Source organism: Kitasatospora sp. SC0581 (genome assembly GCF_048159585.1).
GTDB lineage: Bacteria > Actinomycetota > Actinomycetes > Streptomycetales > Streptomycetaceae > Kitasatospora.
On record NZ_JBLRWA010000020.1, the window covers coordinates 62,051 to 79,406 of the forward strand.

Here is a 17,356-nt window from a genome sequence, read left to right on the forward strand (position 1 = left end):
GCCTCACTAAGGGACCATGCTGTCATGATCAGTGTGGTTGCCTGCCACCACATAGCGGACCGGCCGGGAGTTCGGGAGGACAGCTCGTGTTCTGGGTGATCGTGGTCGCCATGGCCGTGGTGGTCGGCGGTGCCGCCCTGGTGGCGCTCGGCGGGGGCGGCTCGATGCCGGAGGCGGCACCGGACCGGATCTCCGCGCGGCTGCCGCAGGACCGCCCGCTGGGCCGGGCGGACGTGGACGAGCTGCGCCTGCCGATGGCGCTGCGCGGCTACCGGATGGACGAGGTGGACGACGTCCTGGACCGCCTCGGCGCCGAACTCGCCTACCGCGACGCGCGGATCGCCGAGCTGGAGGCCGCCGCCCACCTGCGCGGCGCCGTCGAGGCGACCAGCGCCCCCGACCCGGCGGCCGAACCGCTGCCCGGCCTGGAGCAGTTCGCCCAGGTGGTCGAGCCGGCCGTGGTGCTCGCCAAGCAGCCGGCCGGGGAGCACGCCCCCGAGGACGCGAAGCCGGGGACGGAGAAGTGACCGACCCGGCCGGGGGCGCGGTGCTCGGCGCGGACGGCCTGCGCCGCTGCGGCTGGGGCGACTCCACCGACGACTACCGGGTCTACCACGACACCGAGTGGGGCCGCCCGGTGCACGGCGACGACGCGCTGTTCGAGCGGGTCTGCCTGGAGGCCTTCCAGTCCGGCCTGTCCTGGCTGACCATCCTGCGCCGCCGCGAGGGCTTCCGGGCCGCGTTCGCGGGCTTCCGGATCGCCGAGGTCGCCGAGTTCGGCGAGGCGGACAAGGAGCGCCTGCTCGCCGACGCCGGCATCATCCGCAACCGGGCCAAGATCGAGGCGGCGATCGCCAACGCGCGGGTCGCCCGCGACCTGGCGGGCGGCCTGGACGCGCTGATCTGGCAGTTCGCCGCCGAACCGGGCCGGCCGGCCCCCCGCACGATGGGCGAGGTGCCGGCCGTCACGCCGGAGTCGACGGCGCTGGCGAAGGCGCTGAAGAAGGCGGGCTTCCGCTTCGTCGGCCCGACCACCGCGTACGCCCTGATGCAGGCCTGCGGGCTGGTCGACGACCACCTGGCGGACTGCCACGTCCGCACCGGCGCCAAGGGCTGACCGGCGGGTCCGGGCCGGCCGGCCCGGACCCGTGGACAGGCCCTAGCGGCCCAGGTACGTCGGCTTCTCCTTGGCGATGAAGGCGCGCACCGCGATCCGGTGGTCCTCGCTGTCGCCGGCCAGCGTCTGCAACTCGTCCTCCTTGTCGAGGAGTTCGTCCAGCGAGTGGGAGGCGCCGTACGCCAGCGACTCCTTGATGGCGCCGTAGGCGACGGTCGGGCCCTCGGCCAGCTCACGGGCGAAGGCCCGTGCGGTGGTGGCGAGTTCCCCGGCCGGCACCACCCTGGTGGCCAGGCCCAGCTCGGCGGCCTCGGCGGCCTTGACCGTGCGGGGCAGCATCAGCAGCTCGGTGGCCCTGGCGTGCCCGACCAGCCGGGGCAGCGTCCAGGAGGCGCCCGAGTCGGCGGTCAGCCCGATCCCGGCGAAGGCGGTGTTGAAGCCGGCCCGGTCGGACAGGACGCGGAAGTCGCAGGCGAAGGCGAGCGAGGCGCCGGCCCCGGCCGCCACCCCGCCGACCGCGGCGACGGTCGGCTTGCGCATCCCGGCCAGCGCCCGCACCAGCGGGTTGTAGTGCTCGCCGACGGTCCGCAGCGCGCCCTCGCCGGTCTCCTCGGCCCGCTTCAGCATGGCCAGGTGCTCGTTCAGGTCCTGTCCGACGCAGAACGCCCGCTCGCCCGCCCCGGTGAGCAGGACGGCCCGCACCGCCGGGTCCGCGGCCGCGGCGGTCACGGCGTCGCGCAGCGCGACCTTGGTGGCGACGTCGAGCGCGTTCATCGCCTCCGGGCGGTTGATGGTGATGACGGCCAGGCCGCCGTCCAGCTCGTACAGCACGGAATCGGACATGGGTGAGGGCTCCCGGGATCGAGGCGTTGTCGGTCGTGTGTGTCAGGATGCCGGAGCACGCGGGGGCCTGGGGAGTGTGAGGTATCGCACCTTCGGGCGGTGTCCGCACCACCGCCACGCCGGGGCTTATGACGTGGTTTGCGGCGGTTGGGGGCGGTCCGGTCGTGGTTGCACCGAGAGTGATGTTGGTCATCAGCCCGTGGCATGCGGGATAATGGCTTCCGATCAATGCGTTCGATACCGGCGGTGGACGGACTGCCGGTGCGTAGCTGAGCGGTTGCAGGAAGGGGAACGAGCATGGCGGCCATGAAGCCGCGGACGGGTGACGGCCCGCTCGAAGTCACCAAAGAGGGACGGGGCATCATCATGCGCGTTCCGCTCGAAGGCGGCGGACGCCTTGTGGTGGAGCTCACGCCGGACGAGGCCCAGGCCCTCGGCGAGGCCCTGAAGAAGGCCTGCGGCTGACCGCAGCAGGTGCTCGCCATCTCCTGGAGATGTGCTGCCGGGCCCGGGTTCGACGTCATGTCGGCCCGGGTCCGCACGTTTTCCCGGGCCCGGGCCCGAAGGGGCGCCGGGCTCGGCGCCCGACGCTCAGCGCTTGACGTTCAGCGCTTGACGTTCAGCGCTTGACGGCGCAGAGCAGCCCGTCCGACACCGGCAGCAGCGCCGGCAGCAGGGCCTCGCTCTCCCGCACGTCCCGGACCAGGTCCCGGACCGCGCCGGTCTGCGGGTCCTGGAGCTCCGGCTCGGCCAGCCGGCCCTCCTGGAAGACGCCCTCGAAGCAGACCATCCCGCCCGGCCGCAGCAGCCGCAGCGCCTCCCGCAGGTACTCGCAGGACTCGACCGGGTCGCCGTCGCAGAACACCAGGTCGTACTGGCCGTCGGCGAGCCGGGGCAGCACCTCCAGCGCCCGGCCCGGTATGAACCGGGAGCGGTTGGCCGCGAACCCGGCCGCCTGGTACGCCTCACGGGCCAGCTGCTGGCGCACCGGCTCGGAGTCGACCGTGGTGAGCACGCCGTCCGGCCGCATTCCGCGCAGCAGGTAGACCCCGGACACCCCGGTGCCGGTGCCGATCTCGGCCACCGCCTTGGCGTCCAGCGCGGCGGCCAGCAGCCGCAGGCAGGCCCCGCCGCTCGGTCCGATCGCCCGTATCCCGGTCCGCGCGGACTGCGCCCGGGCGTAGGTCAGCACGGCGTCCTCGCTCACGTAGGTGTCGGCGAGGGCCGCGTGCGCGGGCCCGAACTCGCTGATGGCTGCCTCTTTCGGAGCCCCGGGCGAGGCCCGGTGCCGAAGGATGTCGATATTTCCTGGCACAGATTACTGGCCGACCGGGAACCGCGTACGGCGGCGGGCCGTTGTCAGGACGGACCGGGTGCGGAAGACCTCCCGGGCACTTTTATCCGGGCTTGACGGGTGAGGTGGATATGGTGGTGGCCCTGCTGGGCAGAAGAGCCGACCGAGGAGGTGTGGCCGAGGGCGACGTCCCTGTGCGGCGGCACTCCCGCGGCACCGCGTCAGCCCGTACGCCGAAGCCCGTGATGAACCAGCCTGCGCACTCCGACCTGGACCAGCCCGTGGCCGCGACGCCGGCCGGCGGCGCCACCGAGGCCCCCGCCCTCGCGACCTTCACCGAGGGTCCCGACGCGCAGACCTGGACTCCGCCCAGCTGGGAGGAGATCGTCGAGGCGCACAGCGCCCGCGTCTACCGGCTCGCCTACCGCCTGACGGGCAACCAGCACGACGCCGAGGACCTCACCCAGGAGGTCTTCGTCCGGGTGTTCCGTTCGCTGTCCACGTACACCCCCGGCACGTTCGAGGGCTGGCTGCACCGGATCACCACCAACCTCTTCCTGGACATGGTCCGCCGCCGCCAGCGCATCCGCTTCGACGCGCTCGGCGAGGACGCGGCCGAGCGGCTCGCCTCCCGCGAGCCGAGCCCGGCCCAGCACTTCAGCGACACCCACTTCGACGCCGACGTGCAGCAGGCGCTGGACACCCTGGCGCCGGAGTTCCGCGCCGCGGTGGTGCTCTGCGACATCGAGGGCCTGTCCTACGAGGAGATCGCCGCCACGCTGGGCGTCAAGCTCGGCACCGTCCGCAGCCGCATCCACCGCGGCCGCTCGCACCTGCGCGCCGCGCTCAAGCACCGCGCCCCCGGCTCGGCCCCCGGCCGGGAGCGCCGCGGCGGCTCGGAGGAGCCGGTGCCGGTCGGCGTCGGAGCGGTCGAGGCCGCGGTCGCGCCCGGTGGGCGCGGACGGAGGCGGTCGTGAGCGGAACCAGCCGGTCCGGTTCGGGTCGGTCGGACGCCTCCGACCGGTCCCCGAACCGACGGGGCTGGGCCCTGCCGGGCCGTCGCGGAGGCGACGAACCCGGTGAGCCCGTGCTGCCCGCGGTGGCACTGCCCGCGGACACGGCGCTGCACGCGCTTCCCGTCCGCCCCGCCGCACCCGCCGAGGACCACCACCTCGGCGAGCGCCTCTCCGCCTTCCTGGACGGCGAGCTCGGCCACGACTCGCGCGACCGCGTCCAGGCCCACCTGGCGACCTGCCCGCACTGCCTTGCCGAGGTCGACGAGGCCCGCGCCGTCAAGCACATGCTGACCCGCACCGGCACGCCCGGCCCGTCCTCTGCGCTGATGGCCCGCCTGATGGCCGTCGGCGGCCTTCCCGAGGACGCCCCGGCGGACGGCGACTGGCCGGCCGGCCGCGGCCGCCGCGATGACGACGACGACCTGCCCGGCGGCGGGGTCGCCGCCGCCGGGACGCTCGGCGGCAGCCGGCTCGACGGCGGCTCCTTCGGCCGCGGTGCCGGGGCCTCCTTCGGCGCCGGCGCGCTCGGCGCGGACACGCCGCTGCCCGGGGTCGACCCGCGCGCCTTCGGGCGCGGCGCGGTGCTGCGGCCGCTGATGGGCCGGCGCTCCGCCCGCCCCGAGCCCACCGCCGCCCCCGCCCGTCCGCAGTCCTCCGCGGCCGTCGTCCGCCCGCCCGCGCGGGGCCGCCGGCTGGTGTTCGCCGCCGCGGGCGCCTTCTCCGTCGCCGCGGTGACGCTCGGCGGTGTCGGCGGGCTCAGCACGCAGGGCGAGGAGCGCCACGGCACCACCGTCAGCCCGCCCGGCTCCGGCACCGGACGCGGCGGCGGCCTCGTCCCGATGAACGCCCAGGTCCCGGTGGACTTCCCCGGCCGCCCGGTCGCCGCGACCCGCGACGCGACCCCGCCGGGCTCCCCGGAGCGCTACCCCGGGGGCGCCGTGGCACAGCGCCAGCAGACCCGCTAGAACAACCCTCGACGGACCCGGGACGCACGCTCGATCCCCCGTCCGGACGGCCTCGGCCACCGGCAGGTCTTTACCACGGCTTCATCCCAGCGTGGACCAGGGACTCGCCGGTGGCCATTACCCTGTAGGAACCGTCGTCCGACGAGCTAGGGAGCCAAAGGTGTTCAGCGACGTGAGCGGGCTGGAGGTGCTGACCCTCGTCGTGATGGCCATCATCATCTTCGGTCCGGACAAACTGCCGAAGCTGATCCAGGACACCATGAACGTCGTCCGGAAGATCCGTTCCTTCGCCGACAACGCGAAGGAGGACATCCGCAGCGAGCTGGGCCCCGATTTCCAGGACTTCGAGTTCGAGGACCTGAACCCCAAGACCTTCGTCCGCAAGCAGCTCATGGGCGGCGAGGAGGACCCGCTGGGCCTCAAGGGGATGAAGGACTCGCTGGACATCCGCTCCGTCCTGGACGACAAGCCCGCGGCCCCGGTCAACGGCCGCAGCGGCAGCGTCAGCTTCGAGAAGTCCGCGCCGGCCCCCGCCTCCGCCTCGACCGGCGCCCCGCTGGCCCCCGGCGAGCGCCCCCCGTTCGACCCCGACGCCACCTGACCGACCCCGCGTACGGCGCCCCGGCGCCGCGCCACCGCCCCGCCCGGCCACCCGGCTGAGCGGGGCGGTGGCGTGTGCGCCGCTATTGTGCTGATTGCTCCCGCTGAGCCGTCCGTCACACCGCGCCCCGTCGCGGACCGGTAACGGCCCCGGGGAGCGCCGCGGTACGCCACCATGGGAGCGCGCCACGGCAGGCAAACGTGTGTTTGAGGAGGCCCGGGGATGGACGCGACGAGTCAGGCGGGAGGGGCGACGGCCACGGCCGGCGGCCCGGTGGTCGGCGGACAGGCGGGCCCGGCGGACCCGCTGGTGCCCTACCTGTCCGCAGACTTCCCCTGGTACGGGCTGGACGAGGGCTGGACCGGCCGTCGCTTCCTGGTGCAGGCCGGCGCCGGCCCCCGCACCGCGGGCAGCGTCGACTACGGCTCGCTCGGCCACGGCGAGGAGCCGGCCCAGCGGTACGAGCCGCGCGACGTGCGGAAGTTCGCCGTCGTGGTCACCGTGGCCCGCCGGGACAGCCGCCGCAGCGCCGACAACACCGGCACCCTGGAGGCGACCTCCGCCTCCTCCGCCGCCTGGCTGGCCGGCTCCGGCCTGCTCGCCGGCACCTGGCCCGGGCAGCTGGACCGGGCGCTGCGCCAGGACTGGCTGGACCAGCAGAGCAGCCTCGCCTGGGACCTCGCCGACGACCTGGCCGGCCCGGGCTGGTCCACGCTCAGCCTGCCGGTCAACGGCCTGCCGCAGCCCTTCCGCTACCGCGAGTCCGAGTACGGCTGGGTGCTGGCCGGCGAGGCCCCCGGCGTCCTGCTCGGCGCCTACGGCCGCGGCGTCAGCGCGTACGGCCTCGGCTTCTCCACCGTCCCGGACCTGACCGCCTACACCCGGCCGTAGGGCCCGCGGCGGTACGGCGAAGGGCCGGGTGGTCTGGTCCGACCACCCGGCCCTTCGTCGTCACCGTCTCAGAACTTGTTCCTGGGCGTCAGGCCCAGCGACATCCCGGACAGCCCGCGCTGGCGGCCGCCGAGCTTGCCGGCCACCGCGCGCAGGGCGACGCCGGCCGGGGAGTCGGGCGCGGCGAGCACGACCGGGCGGCCGTCGTCGCCGCCCTCGCGCAGCCGCACGTCGATCGGGATCGAGCCGAGCACCGGGACGGTCGCGCCGACGGTGCGGGTGAGCGCGTCCGCGACGGTCTGGCCGCCGCCGGTGCCGAAGACGTCGATCATCTCGTCGCAGTGCGGGCACGGCATGCCGGACATGTTCTCGATCACGCCGACGATCTTCTGGTGGGTCTGCACCGCGATGGTGCCGGCCCGCTCGGCCACCTCGGCGGCGGCCATCTGCGGGGTGGTGACGATCAGGATCTCCGCGTTGGGGACCAGCTGGGCCACCGAGATGGCGATGTCGCCGGTGCCGGGCGGCAGGTCCAGCAGCAGCACGTCCAGGTCGCCCCAGTACACGTCGGCGAGGAACTGCTGGAGCGCGCGGTGCAGCATCGGGCCGCGCCAGACCACCGGGGCGTTGCCCGGGGTGAACATGCCGATCGAGATGACCTTCACGCCGTTCGCCTGCGGCGGCATGATCATGTCCTGGACCTGGGTCGGCCGGCCCTCGACGCCCAGCATGCGCGGCACGCTGTGGCCGTAGATGTCGGCGTCCACCACGGCGACCTTCAGGCCGTCGGCGGCCATCGCGGCCGCCAGGTTGACGGTCACCGAGGACTTGCCGACGCCGCCCTTGCCGGAGGCGACGGCGTAGACGCGGGTCAGCGTGCCCGGCTTGGCGAACGGGATCTCCCGCTCGGGGGCGCCGCCGCGCAGCAGCTGGGACAGCTCCTTGCGCTGCTCGTCGCTCATCACGTCGAGCTCGACCTCGACGCCGGTCACGCCGGGGACCTTCCCGACCGCCTCGCGCACCCGGGTGACGATGGTGTCGCGCATCGGGCAGCCGGAGACCGTCAGGTAGACCGCGACGCTCACCACGCCGCCCTCGGCGATCCCGACCGATTTCACCATGCCGATCTCGGTGATCGGGCGGTTGATCTCCGGGTCGTTGACGGTCGCCAGCGCCTGGCGTACGGACTCCTCCGTGACGCCGGCCGCGACCTCTGTCTCGTTGGCCATGCCTTGATGGTACGGCGCCCGGCGAAGTCGTTAACCGGTCGGTAGCGTGCCGCGGGTCACAGCGGCTCGGGGGCCTCCCGGCGTTCGTCGATCTCCTTGAGCAGGGACTGGAGTTCGGACCGGATGAAGTCACGCGTGGCGACCTCGCCGAGCCCGTGCCGGAGGGCCGCGACCTCGCGGGTCAGGTACTCGGTGTCGGCGATGTTGCGGTCGCTGCGGGCGCGGTCCTGCTCCATGTTGACGCGGTCCCGGTTGTCCTGCCGGTTCTGCGCCAGCAGGATCAGCGGGGCCGCGTACGAGGCCTGCAGGGACAGTGCCAGGGTCAGGAAGATGAACGGGTACTCGTCGAAGCGCACGGACATCGGCAGCAGCGTGTTCCACGCTATCCAGACGACGACCACCACCGTCATCCAGACGATGAACCGCCCGGTGCCGAGGAAGCGGGCGATCCGCTCGGACAGGACGCCGAAGGCCTCCGGGTCGTAGGAGGGCAGCGTGAGCAGGCCGGGCCGGGCGGTGCGCGGCTGGTCGAGCCGGGCGCGGCCGGTGCCGGTGATCGGCGCGGTCTCCGCGCGCCGGTCCCGGGCGCCCTCACGGGTGCGCAGCTCGCGCAGCTGTCGCAGCTGGCGCAGTTCGCCCTGGAGGCGCCGGCGTGCGGAGTCGTCCGACCGTCCGCTGCGGTCACCGTCCATCGGTCACCCCTTCCGTCTCGTCGTCGCGGACCTCGTCGTGGGCGTGCAGCGCGGCGTCGCGCCAGTCGTCCGGCAGCAGGTGGTCGAGCACGTCGTCGACGGTCACCGCGCCGAGCAGGTGGTCCGCGTCGTCGACGACCGGCGCGGCGACCAGGTTGTAGGTCGCCAGGTAGCTGGTGATCAGCGACAGCGGGGTGTCCGGCGGCAGCGGGTCCAGGTCGTCGTCGACCAGCGAGCCGACCAGGACGTACGGGGGCTCGCGCAGCAGCCGCTGGAAGTGCACGGTGCCCAGGTAGCGGCCGGTCGGGGTCTCGTTCGGCGGGCGGCAGACGAAGACCTGCGCGGCCAGCGCGGGCTTGTGGTCGCTGACCCGGACCCGGGCCAGCGCCTCGGCGACCGTCGCGTCCGGCTCCAGCACGATCGGCTCGGTGGTCATCAGACCGCCGGCGGTGTCCTCCTCGTACGTCAGCAGGCGGCGCACCGGCGCGGCCTCGTCCGGCTCCATCAGCTGGAGCAGCCGCTCGGCCTCGTCGCCGGGCAGCTCGGAGAGCAGGTCGGCGGCGTCGTCCGGGTCCATCGCCTCCAGGACGTCGGCGGCGCGCTCCTCCTGGAGCTTGCCGATGATCTCGACCTGGTCGTCCTCGGGCAGCTCCTCCAGGACGTCGGCCAGCCGCTCGTCGTCGAGGGCGGCGGCGACCTCGGCCCGGCGCTTGGCGGACAGGTGGTGCAGCACGCTGGCGAGGTCGGCGGGGCGCAGCTGCTCGAAGGTGGCGAGCAGGTTGGCCGCGCCCTGGTCCTGCTCGGGCAGCGAGAAGCCGGTGACGTCCTGCCAGTCCAGGGTGAGCCGCTCGCCCTTGCCCTTGCGCAGCCGGCCGGCCCGGCCGACCTGGACGAAGACCTTGCTGATCTCCCACTCGCGCAGCCGGGTCTGCACCATGCCGACGTCCAGCACGGTGACGTCCTCGGCGGTCTTGGACCAGGTGACGGTGCGGTCCAGCAGCTCGGCGAGCACCAGGGTCTCGGAGGGGCGCTGCTCGAAGCGGCGCAGGTTGATCACGCCGGTGGTGAGCACCTGGCCGGACTCCAGGCTGGTCACCCGGGTCATCGGCAGGAAGATCCGGCGCCGGCCGACCACCTCGACCACCAGGCCGAGCACGCGCGGCGGGCGGCCGCCGAGCCGCAGCGACACGACCACGTCCCGGACCCGCCCGACCTGGTCGCCGTTCGGGTCGAACACCGCGATGGCGGACAGATGGGAGATGAAGACCCGGGTGCCTGGCCCTGCCATGGACTCCCTCGACTCGCTCGACGCCGTACCGGGTGCGCCGGGGGCGCACTCGCGGCCAAGGCTACCCGCGTGTTCCGGGCCCGGCCGGGAGGCACGGTAGCCGCCGGACGCGTCCTGGGCATGAACCTTTAACGGCGCTTGAACAGCAGTTTGGGCAGGCCGGCCGGGATCGGCAGCCGGGTGGTGGCCGGGGTGGGCATCGGCTGGGCGGCGTGCGAGCCGTCCGGCATCGCCCCGGGGTGCTCGGTGAGCGGGCCGGTCGGCTCCAGCCGCAGCACCCGGCACTCGCGGGCCCAGCGCTCGGTGATGGCGTCGGTGTCGGGCGCGTTCAGCCGCTTGCCCTTGAGCTCCTCGACGGCGCCCAGCCAGGCCTCGCTGCCCGGGGCGGGTTCGACCACCCGGGCGCTCCAGCCGGTCAGCCGGCCGCCCTTGTCCTTGCTGCGGACGGTGACCACGGCCCCGGCGCCGGGCTCCAGGCCGTGCAGCGGCTGCTCGGCGCCCCCGCCGACCACCACGACCGCGCCGTCGTGCCAGGCGTGCCACAGCGGCCGGGCCTGCTCCTGCCCGTCCGCGCGCACCCAGAGCAGGCCGGACTTCTTCGCGGCCTCCTCCAGCAGGGCCCGGTCGAGGAAGTCGTCGGCGGTCGCGGCGGCGGGCGTACGGTCCATGGCGGACAGCGTACGGCTTTCGGCGTCCACCGGGTGTCTCAGCCTCCGGGCGACAGTTCCATTGCGCCGCCACGGGCCTTACCGTATGACCGCCCCACCCCCGCGACCAGCAAGGAGCGCCGTGCCCGCCGCCCGGCCCGCGACCGCCCCCTCCGCCGCCCCCGCGACCGCCGACCCGGGGCCGGCGCACCCGCTGCCCACCCTCGACCTGCTGCTGCTCGCGGTCTCGATCGGCGGCATCTCGCTGTCCGGCCCGCTGATCAGCGCCACCGCCGCGCCCGCGCTGGCGATCGCCCTCTGGCGCAACGTCATGTCGGTCGGCGTCCTCGGCCCGTACGCGCTGCTGCGCCACCGCGCCGAACTGCGCGGGATCGGCCGGCGGGCGCTGCTGCTCGCGGTGGCCGCCGGGGCGCTGCTCGCCGTGCACTTCGCGCTCTGGATGCCCAGCCTGCGGATGACCTCGGTGGCCTCGGCCACCGCCCTGGTCACCACCACCCCGCTGTGGACCATCCTGCTGATGCGGCTGATGGGCGTCCGGGCGCCGCGGCTGGTCTGGCTCGGCACGGTCGTCGCCTTCGCCGGCGTGCTGGTGCTGACCGGCGTCGACCTCTCGCTCTCCCCGCGCGCGCTGCTCGGCGACGCGCTCGCGCTCGCCGCCGGCCTGGCCGCGGCCGGGTACATGCTGCTGGGCGCCGAGGTCCGCAAGACCGTCAGCACCACCGCGTACACGCTGGTCTGCTACGCCACCACGGCGGTGGTGCTGCTGGGGATCTGCCTGGTCGCCGGCACGCCGCTGGCCGGGTGGCCGGCCGGGGTGTGGTGGCAGATCGTGCTGCTGATGGTCGCCGCCCAGCTGCTCGGCCACTCGCTGAGCAACCGCGTGGTGCGCAGCCTCGGGCCGTCCGTCACCTCGACCGCGATCCTGCTGGAGACGCCGGGCGCGGCGCTGATCGCCGCCCTCTGGCTGGGCCAGTGGCCGCCGGCGGCCGCCTACCCGGCGGTGGTGCTGATCCTGCTCGGGCTGGTCCTGGTCGCCCGCGGCGGGCGACGCTGACCGCCGGCTCCGGCCGGGGTGCCGCCCTCGGCGGGGGCCCGGGTGCCGACGCCGGCGCGGTCAGAGCCAGCCGTTGCGGCGGAAGCCCCGGTACATCCCGAAGCAGATCAGCACGATCGCGCCGAGCACCGTCGGGTAGCCGTACTTGTGGTGCAGCTCCGGCATGTACTCGAAGTTCATGCCGTAGACGCCGGTGATCATGGTGGGCACCGCGAAGATCGCCGCCCAGGCGGTGATCTTGCGCATGTCCTCGTTCTGCGCCACCGAGACCTGCGCCAGGTTCGCCTGGAGCAGCGAGTTCAGCAGCTCGTCGAAGCCGTGCACCTGCTCGGCGACCCGGGCCAGGTGGTCGGCGACGTCCCGGAAGTACTTCTGGATGTCCGGGTCGACCAGCCGCTGGAGCGGCTCGGACAGCTGCTGCATCGGGCGCAGCAGCGGCGCCACGGCACGCTTGAACTCCAGGACCTCGCGCTTGAGTTGGTAGACCCGGCCGACGTCGGCGCTGCGCCCGCCCTTGGCCGAGAAGACGCCGTACTCGATCTCGTCCACGTCGTTCTGGAGCCGCTCGGCGACCAGCAGGTAGTTGTCCACGACGTGGTCGGCGATCGCGTGCAGCACCGCCGCCGGGCCCTTGGAGAGCAGCCCGGCCTCGTCCGCGTCGGCCTCCAACCGGTGGCGCAGCTCCTGCAGCGAGCCGTGGCCGCCGTGCCGGACGGTGATCACGAAGTCCCGGCCGGCGAAGACCATCAGCTCGCCGGTCTCCACCACCTCGCTGGTGGGCGTGAGCTGGTCGTGCTCGACGTAGCGGATGGTCTTGAAGACGGCGAACAGCACGTCGTCGTAGCGCTCGACCTTGGGCCGCTGGTGCGCGTGCACCGCGTCCTCGACCGCGAGCGGGTGCAGGCCGAAGCGCTGGGCGATCCCCTCGAACTCGGCCTCGGTCGGCTCGTGCAGCCCGATCCAGCTGAACGAGCCCTCGCCCTCGGGGAGTTGGTGGGCGGCCTTGACCCGGTGGGCGGCCTCGCGCGGGCTGCACGTCTCGCCCCTGCGCTTGCCGTGCTGGTAGACCGCGCAGTCCACGACCGCCGAACCGGCGTCCTCGGGCAGGACGGCGTAGACGCCGGCCGCGCCCCGGCGGCGGTTGGTGCGGACGGCGGCGCGCAGGCTGTTGATCATCGACATGGCAGGCTCCCAGAGGCAGGAACCGTCGCGCGGCCGCGCGGAAGGAAAAACGTTCGGCCGCGGTACGACGGCGGAGAACACCGGTGAAACGGGGGATGAAAGTGCTCTCCCGGCCGGTCCGTCCGCCGTGGGGCCTGTGCCCGGGGCTACCGCGGCTGATTCAGCCGGTTGGGCCTGCGGGGCGCGGGGTACGGGGAAGTCGGGGCCGGGCAGAGCTGCCGGTACTGCATGGTCGGCCGGTATCCACCGCAACCACCTCCTTCGCGCCGCCGCCCCGGGACGAACGATCCCGGTGGCCAGTCGCTCACCCTAACATCTGACCGGGCGTCGAGGCCGAGGGGTTCCCGGAGGTTTCCGAAGGCTTTACGGGATCCTTGCCCCGCCCGGCCGTTGCCGCGCCACGGCGCCCCGCCGCACCGCCGCCGACCGCCTCCGGCCCGCCCGCACGCGGCCCGCGAACCCCCGGGGGTTACGCTCACCGGCATGGCGCACGACTTCCCGCTCTTCGGCGACCCCCACGGCGGCAGCTCCCCGGAGCTCACCCGGGAGGCGGTGCTGGCCGCCGTCGAGGCCCGGCTGATCTCCACCTTCGGCGAACCGGGCGGCCGCGCCGCGGTCACCTTCCTCGGCGCCGACCGGATCGAGGTGCTGCGCTTCGGCCCGGACGCCGAGGGCCTGGTGCGGTACGCGACGCTCGGCATGTCCGCCGCACCGATGGCCGACCCGACCGCGCCGGTCGCCGACCAGGTCCGCGGCCCGCGCGTCGAACTGGTGCTGACGGTCCGGGGCGGGCGCGACAGCGTGCTGCGCACCCTGGCCACCTTCGCCGCCACCCCGCAGGTCGAGGGCCTGGTGGTGGCCCCGGGCGGCTCGCTGGACCTCGGCTCGCCGCTCTGGGACGGCGCGCCCTTCACCTCGGTGCTCGCGGCCGAACCGGGCGGCCTGGTCGAGGACCTGGAGCTGGCCGACCCGGCCGACCCGGTCCGCTTCCTGCCGCTGCTGCCGATGACGCCCAACGAGGCGGGCTGGAAGCGGGTGCACGGCGCGGCCGCGCTCCAGGAGCGCTGGCTCGACCAGGGCGCCGACCTGCGCGACCCGGGCCGACGCGGCGTCCGGCTGGACTGACCGCCGCCCGGCCGTACTCCGAAACTCCGAACGCCGGGCCAAGGGACTCATGATCCCCTGGCCCGGCGTTCGCGTTCGTTCGCGTCCGCTCAGCGCTCGATCGGCTTCGCGCCGGTCGCCTGCGCCAGCAGCGCCCCGTACACCTCCGGGTCGGTGGTGTGCTCGCCGAGCCGTACGGTCTTGCGGGTGCCGTGGTAGTCGCTGGAGCCGGTGACCAGCAGGCCGAGTTCGCCGGCCAGGCCGCGCAGCCGCTCCCTGGTCTCCTCGTCGTGGTCGGTGTGGTCGACCTCCAGCCCGGCCAGTCCGGCCGCCGCGAGGTCGGCGATCACCTGGTCGGAGACCGTCCGGCCGCGCTTGACCGCGCCCGGGTGGGCGAACACCGGCACCCCGCCGGCCGCCCGGACCAGCCGGACCGCCGTGACCGGGTCGGTCTCGTGCTTGCGGACGTCCGCCCGCCCGCCGTTGGCCAGCCAGTCGGCGGTGAAGGCGTCCGAGACGGTGGCGACCACGTCGGCCTCGACCAGCGCGCTGGCGATGTGCGGCCGGCCGACCGAGCCGGCCCCGGCGATCCGCCGCACCTGCTCCCAGCTGATCTCCGCGCCGAGCTCCCGGCAGCGCTCCACGATCGCCCGCCCGCGCCGGAACCGGTCGGTGCGCACCAGGTCCCGCTCGCGCGCGAACTCCGGCTCCTCGGGGTCGAACAGGTACGCCAGCAGGTGCAGGCTGATGCCGTCCACGGCGCAGGACAGCTCGGCGCCCGGGACGACGGTCAGCCGGCTGCCCGCGGGCAGTGCGCGCACCGCCCCGGCGGCCTCGGCGTGGCCGGCCACGGTGTCGTGGTCGGTCAGCGCCACCACGTCGAGGCCCGCGGCGAGGGCCGCCGCGACCAGCTCGGCCGGGCTGTCGGTGCCGTCGGAGGCGTTGCTGTGGGCGTGCAGGTCGATGCGCACGGATCGGGCTCCTGGAGGCTCGTGGGTGCCGCCCAGGATAGGCCCAGCCGTCAGCCGAGGAGCCGGGGGGAGAGCGCCCCGCAGGGCAGCAGGTCCAGTTCGGCGCCGGCCTCGCGCAGGTCGGTCAGCACCAGCTCGTCGTACATCACCAGCGCGGACTGCTCGGGCCAGGCGACCGCCCAGAGCCAGAGCCCGCGGGCCTCGCCGACGAACACCGCGCGGTCGGCCGGGGCGTCCGGGACGTGGAACATCGGGGTGGGCCGGCCGGCGGCCAGCAGCTTGGCGTCGGCGGGCTTGTAGAGGCCGACGGAGTCGCCCGGGTCCGGCCCGGACAGGCCCGCGTAGCGGGCGCCGAGGCCGACCCCCAGCTCCTCGGCGACCAGCACCAGCTCGCCGAAGCCGCCGAGCGGCGCGGGACCGGAGCAGGCGACGGCGGTGGCCCGGGCGCCCGAGACGTCGTCGCCGACGTGGGCGATGCCGGTGTAGAGCCAGCCGACCGGGAGCGGCCAGGGCAGCCAGACCGGGACCTGGGAGCGGGCGACGGCGACGCCGAGGGCCTCCACACTCGGGGGCAGCACGGGCTGCATCGGGTGCACGGCTCCGTGCCGGTCGCACTGCCAGGTGTCTGAGAACAGACCGGGGGCGCGGACCCGACCGGCGCACCTCGGGCAGCTGGGCTCGCCCCTCATAGCCGTCAACGCTCCTCCCTCCGGACCGCCGCGTCAAGGACGATCACCCGTACGGAGGGCTCGGCGGCACCTGTCGGTGGCGGGCGCCCGGACCGGCGCCGGGTGGGCGTGGCACGGGCGGTTCCCGTTGGGGGATGTCCCGTCCCGGGCGGCGGCAAACGTCCGGGGTGCCGACCCCGGAAACACTGACGCCCCGTCATCGGCGAATGCGGTGACGGGGCGTCAGTCGGGTATCGGAACGTCCGGATCGGACGCTCCCGGCTCGTCGGCGGCGGGTGAGGCCTCCCGGTCGGAGGCGCCGCGCCGGGTCAGACGGTCGGGCACGGACGGATGAGCAGGCGCTCGCCGGTGCGGGCGGCGGCCTGGACGACCTCGCGCACGGTGGCGGCGTCGGCGATCTGGCGGTCGGCGGCGGAGCCGTTGGTCTCGTCGAGTCGGACGATCTCGAAGCGCATGGTCTTCGTCATGGGCGTCTCCTTTCCTGGCCCCGCGGGGCGGGGCGGGGGCGGCTGAGTCGGTATCAGCTCTCTCGGGGTCTTGCGGATCCGGAGGTGAGGCCGGATCGGGCGGGTCGTCGCGCGTGTGGCGGTCTGCTGCGGCAAGGGCTCCCCCTGCTTGCCTGGTGCGTCCAGTGCCTCGTGCACCACGGTGTCGTGGCGGTGCTACCGGGCCGTTGCCCGTCCGTGAAGTCCAGGTTTCGGGTGATCGGTGCCGCGGTGGAGGCCGGCGATGATTCCCGGACAGAATCAAAGATTACCGTAACTAACGAATTTTGTCCTGTGTTGAAGCCGATCGAACTTGAAGAAGTGGTACAGACCACTTTCGGCGGACCGGGGGAACCGGCGCGGCCCCGACCGCGTCGGTCAGGCCCAGAACGCGGCCAGCGCCCCGGCCGTGGCGGCCGGCTGCTCGGCGTTGGGGGAGTGGCCTGCGTCCGCGACCACCACCCGGCGGGCGCCCAGGCGCTCGGCCATCGCGGTCTGCTCCGGGACCGGCCAGGCGTGGTCCCGCACCCCGGACAGCACCAGCACCGGCAGCCCGGCGGTGGCGGCGGCCAGCTCCGCCACCCGGTCCGGCGCGGCCACCAGGTGAGCACCGGTGACGGACAGCGCCCGCGGCACGTTGGCCAGCCAGCGGCGGTGCAGGAACTCCGCGACGGCCGGCTCCAGGCTCGGCCGCGGCTGCCCGCTCTCCGCCTCCAGCTGCCGCATGACCTGCCAGATCTGCTCCAGGTCCATCCCCCGCAGGGCGTCCAGCAGCAGCCCGGTGCGGACCGCCTCGGCCGGGTCGATCGCGCCCGGGCCGGTGGACACCAGGGTCAGCGACCGCCAGGGCAGCGGGCCCTCCGCGGCCGCGGCGAGCACCGCCTCGCGCACCACCTGGCCGCCGAAGGAGTGCCCCAGCAGGTGCGGCGGGGCGCCCCCGGCCTCGGCCGCCAGCACCCCGGTGAGCGCCCGTACGTCCGCGCCGAGCGCCCCGACGGCGTACGCCGCCGGATCGTCCGGACCGCCGGTCTGGTACTGCCCGCGCTGGTCCACGGCCGTCACCCGGTACCCGGCGGCCGCCAGCGGCTCCAGCAGCGCGATGAAGTCCTCCTTGCTGCCGGTGAACCCCGGCACCAGCAGCGCCGAGCCGCGCACCGGCCCGGCCGGCTCCGCCCGCAGCGCCGCGAACTCCCCGCGCCCGGTCACCAGCCGCTCGGCCCGCGCGCACCCGGGCAGCGTCAGAAACGGCGGCGTGCTCATGGGCTGC

Annotated in this window: 20 protein-coding genes; 9 read left to right on the top strand and 11 right to left on the bottom strand. The window is 74.5% G+C overall.

Features of this window, described 5'->3' with window-relative positions; translation table 11 throughout:
• The first annotated feature begins 86 nt into the window (after nt 1-86).
• Together ACLWS4_RS25910 and ACLWS4_RS25915 are read left to right on the top strand one after the other, a co-directional pair.
• Entirely contained in the window at nt 87-527 is a 441-nt protein-coding gene (locus ACLWS4_RS25910; RefSeq protein WP_063780265.1) for a DivIVA domain-containing protein, read from the top strand.
• Nucleotides 524-1,117 (top strand): DNA-3-methyladenine glycosylase I, encoded by a 594-nt coding sequence (locus tag ACLWS4_RS25915; RefSeq protein ID WP_380745398.1) that lies wholly within the window; start codon nt 524-526, stop codon nt 1,115-1,117. The genes ACLWS4_RS25910 and ACLWS4_RS25915 overlap by 4 nt, the downstream gene beginning before the upstream one ends.
• A gap of 42 nt (nt 1,118-1,159) precedes the next feature.
• On the opposite strand, the gene ACLWS4_RS25920 is transcribed toward ACLWS4_RS25915, so the two are convergent.
• Entirely contained in the window at nt 1,160-1,960 is an 801-nt protein-coding gene (locus ACLWS4_RS25920; RefSeq protein WP_416875330.1) for an enoyl-CoA hydratase-related protein, read from the bottom strand.
• A 297-nt stretch (nt 1,961-2,257) separates the two neighbouring features.
• Here ACLWS4_RS25920 and ACLWS4_RS25925 point away from each other — a divergent pair, with 297 nt between their 5' ends.
• Nucleotides 2,258-2,425 carry a DUF3117 domain-containing protein gene (locus tag ACLWS4_RS25925; RefSeq protein ID WP_074001376.1) on the top strand — a complete coding sequence of 56 codons (168 nt, stop codon included), beginning with the start codon at nt 2,258-2,260 and terminating at the stop codon, nt 2,423-2,425.
• A 154-nt stretch (nt 2,426-2,579) separates the two neighbouring features.
• Here the strand turns inward: ACLWS4_RS25925 and ACLWS4_RS25930 are convergent, their stop codons facing one another.
• Nucleotides 2,580-3,212: an O-methyltransferase gene (locus ACLWS4_RS25930; RefSeq protein ID WP_049655642.1), complete on the bottom strand. Its 633-nt coding sequence runs from the start codon at nt 3,210-3,212 to the stop codon at nt 2,580-2,582.
• Nucleotides 3,213-3,499: 287 nt separating this feature from the next.
• On the opposite strand from ACLWS4_RS25930, the gene sigE reads away from it, so the two are divergent.
• From sigE to ACLWS4_RS25950, 4 genes are all read left to right on the top strand, one after another.
• Nucleotides 3,500-4,231, top strand: coding sequence for an RNA polymerase sigma factor SigE (gene sigE, locus ACLWS4_RS25935; RefSeq protein WP_049655634.1), 732 nt, complete (start codon nt 3,500-3,502; stop codon nt 4,229-4,231).
• A 122-nt stretch (nt 4,232-4,353) separates the two neighbouring features.
• Complete coding sequence (locus ACLWS4_RS25940) at nt 4,354-5,235, top strand: zf-HC2 domain-containing protein (protein WP_375874135.1); 882 nt, start codon at nt 4,354-4,356, stop codon at nt 5,233-5,235.
• A gap of 160 nt (nt 5,236-5,395) precedes the next feature.
• Entirely contained in the window at nt 5,396-5,836 is a 441-nt protein-coding gene (locus tag ACLWS4_RS25945) for a sec-independent translocase (protein WP_049654117.1), read from the top strand.
• Between the two features lie 222 nt (nt 5,837-6,058).
• Complete coding sequence (locus tag ACLWS4_RS25950) at nt 6,059-6,727, top strand: hypothetical protein (protein ID WP_049654115.1); 669 nt, start codon at nt 6,059-6,061, stop codon at nt 6,725-6,727.
• A 68-nt stretch (nt 6,728-6,795) separates the two neighbouring features.
• Here ACLWS4_RS25950 and ACLWS4_RS25955 read toward each other — a convergent pair whose 3' ends face one another.
• The 4 genes from ACLWS4_RS25955 to ACLWS4_RS25970 form a co-directional block, all read right to left on the bottom strand.
• A complete protein-coding gene (locus ACLWS4_RS25955; protein WP_049654113.1) occupies nt 6,796-7,956 on the bottom strand; it encodes an Mrp/NBP35 family ATP-binding protein in 1,161 nt (386 codons plus the stop codon).
• 56 nt (nt 7,957-8,012) lie between these two features.
• Nucleotides 8,013-8,648 carry a DUF1003 domain-containing protein gene (locus ACLWS4_RS25960; RefSeq protein WP_416875331.1) on the bottom strand — a complete coding sequence of 212 codons (636 nt, stop codon included), beginning with the start codon at nt 8,646-8,648 and terminating at the stop codon, nt 8,013-8,015.
• Nucleotides 8,638-9,936, bottom strand: a complete 1,299-nt coding sequence (locus ACLWS4_RS25965; protein ID WP_049654112.1) for a magnesium transporter MgtE N-terminal domain-containing protein — start codon at nt 9,934-9,936, stop codon at nt 8,638-8,640. Before ACLWS4_RS25965 ends, ACLWS4_RS25960 begins: the two co-directional genes overlap by 11 nt.
• Before the next feature lie 128 nt (nt 9,937-10,064).
• Entirely contained in the window at nt 10,065-10,604 is a 540-nt protein-coding gene (locus ACLWS4_RS25970; RefSeq protein ID WP_049654123.1) for a hypothetical protein, read from the bottom strand.
• 85 nt (nt 10,605-10,689) lie between these two features.
• Between ACLWS4_RS25970 and ACLWS4_RS25975 the strand changes: the two genes are divergently transcribed.
• Complete coding sequence (locus tag ACLWS4_RS25975; protein ID WP_049654111.1) at nt 10,690-11,658, top strand: DMT family transporter; 969 nt, start codon at nt 10,690-10,692, stop codon at nt 11,656-11,658.
• A gap of 60 nt (nt 11,659-11,718) precedes the next feature.
• On the opposite strand, the gene corA is transcribed toward ACLWS4_RS25975, so the two are convergent.
• Nucleotides 11,719-12,840, bottom strand: coding sequence for a magnesium/cobalt transporter CorA (gene corA, locus ACLWS4_RS25980; RefSeq protein WP_049654109.1), 1,122 nt, complete (start codon nt 12,838-12,840; stop codon nt 11,719-11,721).
• Nucleotides 12,841-13,323: 483 nt separating this feature from the next.
• On the opposite strand from corA, the gene ACLWS4_RS25985 reads away from it, so the two are divergent.
• Nucleotides 13,324-13,965 (top strand): suppressor of fused domain protein, encoded by a 642-nt coding sequence (locus ACLWS4_RS25985; protein WP_416875332.1) that lies wholly within the window; start codon nt 13,324-13,326, stop codon nt 13,963-13,965.
• Between the two features lie 89 nt (nt 13,966-14,054).
• Here ACLWS4_RS25985 and ACLWS4_RS25990 read toward each other — a convergent pair whose 3' ends face one another.
• From ACLWS4_RS25990 to ACLWS4_RS26005, 4 genes are all read right to left on the bottom strand, one after another.
• Nucleotides 14,055-14,915: a PHP domain-containing protein gene (locus ACLWS4_RS25990; RefSeq protein ID WP_416875333.1), complete on the bottom strand. Its 861-nt coding sequence runs from the start codon at nt 14,913-14,915 to the stop codon at nt 14,055-14,057.
• A gap of 50 nt (nt 14,916-14,965) precedes the next feature.
• Nucleotides 14,966-15,604, bottom strand: coding sequence for a DUF6758 family protein (locus ACLWS4_RS25995; RefSeq protein ID WP_063780222.1), 639 nt, complete (start codon nt 15,602-15,604; stop codon nt 14,966-14,968).
• Between the two features lie 308 nt (nt 15,605-15,912).
• Nucleotides 15,913-16,071 (bottom strand): hypothetical protein, encoded by a 159-nt coding sequence (locus ACLWS4_RS26000; RefSeq protein ID WP_158077673.1) that lies wholly within the window; start codon nt 16,069-16,071, stop codon nt 15,913-15,915.
• Between the two features lie 396 nt (nt 16,072-16,467).
• A complete protein-coding gene (locus tag ACLWS4_RS26005) occupies nt 16,468-17,349 on the bottom strand; it encodes an alpha/beta fold hydrolase (protein WP_049654106.1) in 882 nt (293 codons plus the stop codon).
• Nucleotides 17,350-17,356: the final 7 nt, after the last annotated feature.

What these genes read in the sequence shown, in the direction of transcription:
- ACLWS4_RS25920 (WP_416875330.1), bottom strand. Translation starts at nt 1,960, where the DNA reads ATGTCCGATTCCGTGCTGTACGAGCTGGACGGCGGCCTGGCCGTCATC.
- ACLWS4_RS25925 (WP_074001376.1), top strand. Translation starts at nt 2,258, where the DNA reads ATGGCGGCCATGAAGCCGCGGACGGGTGACGGCCCGCTCGAAGTCACC.
- sigE (WP_049655634.1), top strand. Translation starts at nt 3,500, where the DNA reads ATGAACCAGCCTGCGCACTCCGACCTGGACCAGCCCGTGGCCGCGACG.
- ACLWS4_RS25950 (WP_049654115.1), top strand. Translation starts at nt 6,059, where the DNA reads ATGGACGCGACGAGTCAGGCGGGAGGGGCGACGGCCACGGCCGGCGGC.
- ACLWS4_RS25955 (WP_049654113.1), bottom strand. Translation starts at nt 7,956, where the DNA reads ATGGCCAACGAGACAGAGGTCGCGGCCGGCGTCACGGAGGAGTCCGTA.
- ACLWS4_RS25960 (WP_416875331.1), bottom strand. Translation starts at nt 8,648, where the DNA reads ATGGACGGTGACCGCAGCGGACGGTCGGACGACTCCGCACGCCGGCGC.
- ACLWS4_RS25965 (WP_049654112.1), bottom strand. Translation starts at nt 9,936, where the DNA reads ATGGCAGGGCCAGGCACCCGGGTCTTCATCTCCCATCTGTCCGCCATC.
- ACLWS4_RS25970 (WP_049654123.1), bottom strand. Translation starts at nt 10,604, where the DNA reads ATGGACCGTACGCCCGCCGCCGCGACCGCCGACGACTTCCTCGACCGG.
- ACLWS4_RS25975 (WP_049654111.1), top strand. Translation starts at nt 10,690, where the DNA reads ATGACCGCCCCACCCCCGCGACCAGCAAGGAGCGCCGTGCCCGCCGCC.
- corA (WP_049654109.1), bottom strand. Translation starts at nt 12,840, where the DNA reads ATGTCGATGATCAACAGCCTGCGCGCCGCCGTCCGCACCAACCGCCGC.
- ACLWS4_RS25985 (WP_416875332.1), top strand. Translation starts at nt 13,324, where the DNA reads ATGGCGCACGACTTCCCGCTCTTCGGCGACCCCCACGGCGGCAGCTCC.
- ACLWS4_RS25995 (WP_063780222.1), bottom strand. Translation starts at nt 15,604, where the DNA reads ATGAGGGGCGAGCCCAGCTGCCCGAGGTGCGCCGGTCGGGTCCGCGCC.
- ACLWS4_RS26000 (WP_158077673.1), bottom strand. Translation starts at nt 16,071, where the DNA reads ATGACGAAGACCATGCGCTTCGAGATCGTCCGACTCGACGAGACCAAC.
- ACLWS4_RS26005 (WP_049654106.1), bottom strand. Translation starts at nt 17,349, where the DNA reads ATGAGCACGCCGCCGTTTCTGACGCTGCCCGGGTGCGCGCGGGCCGAG.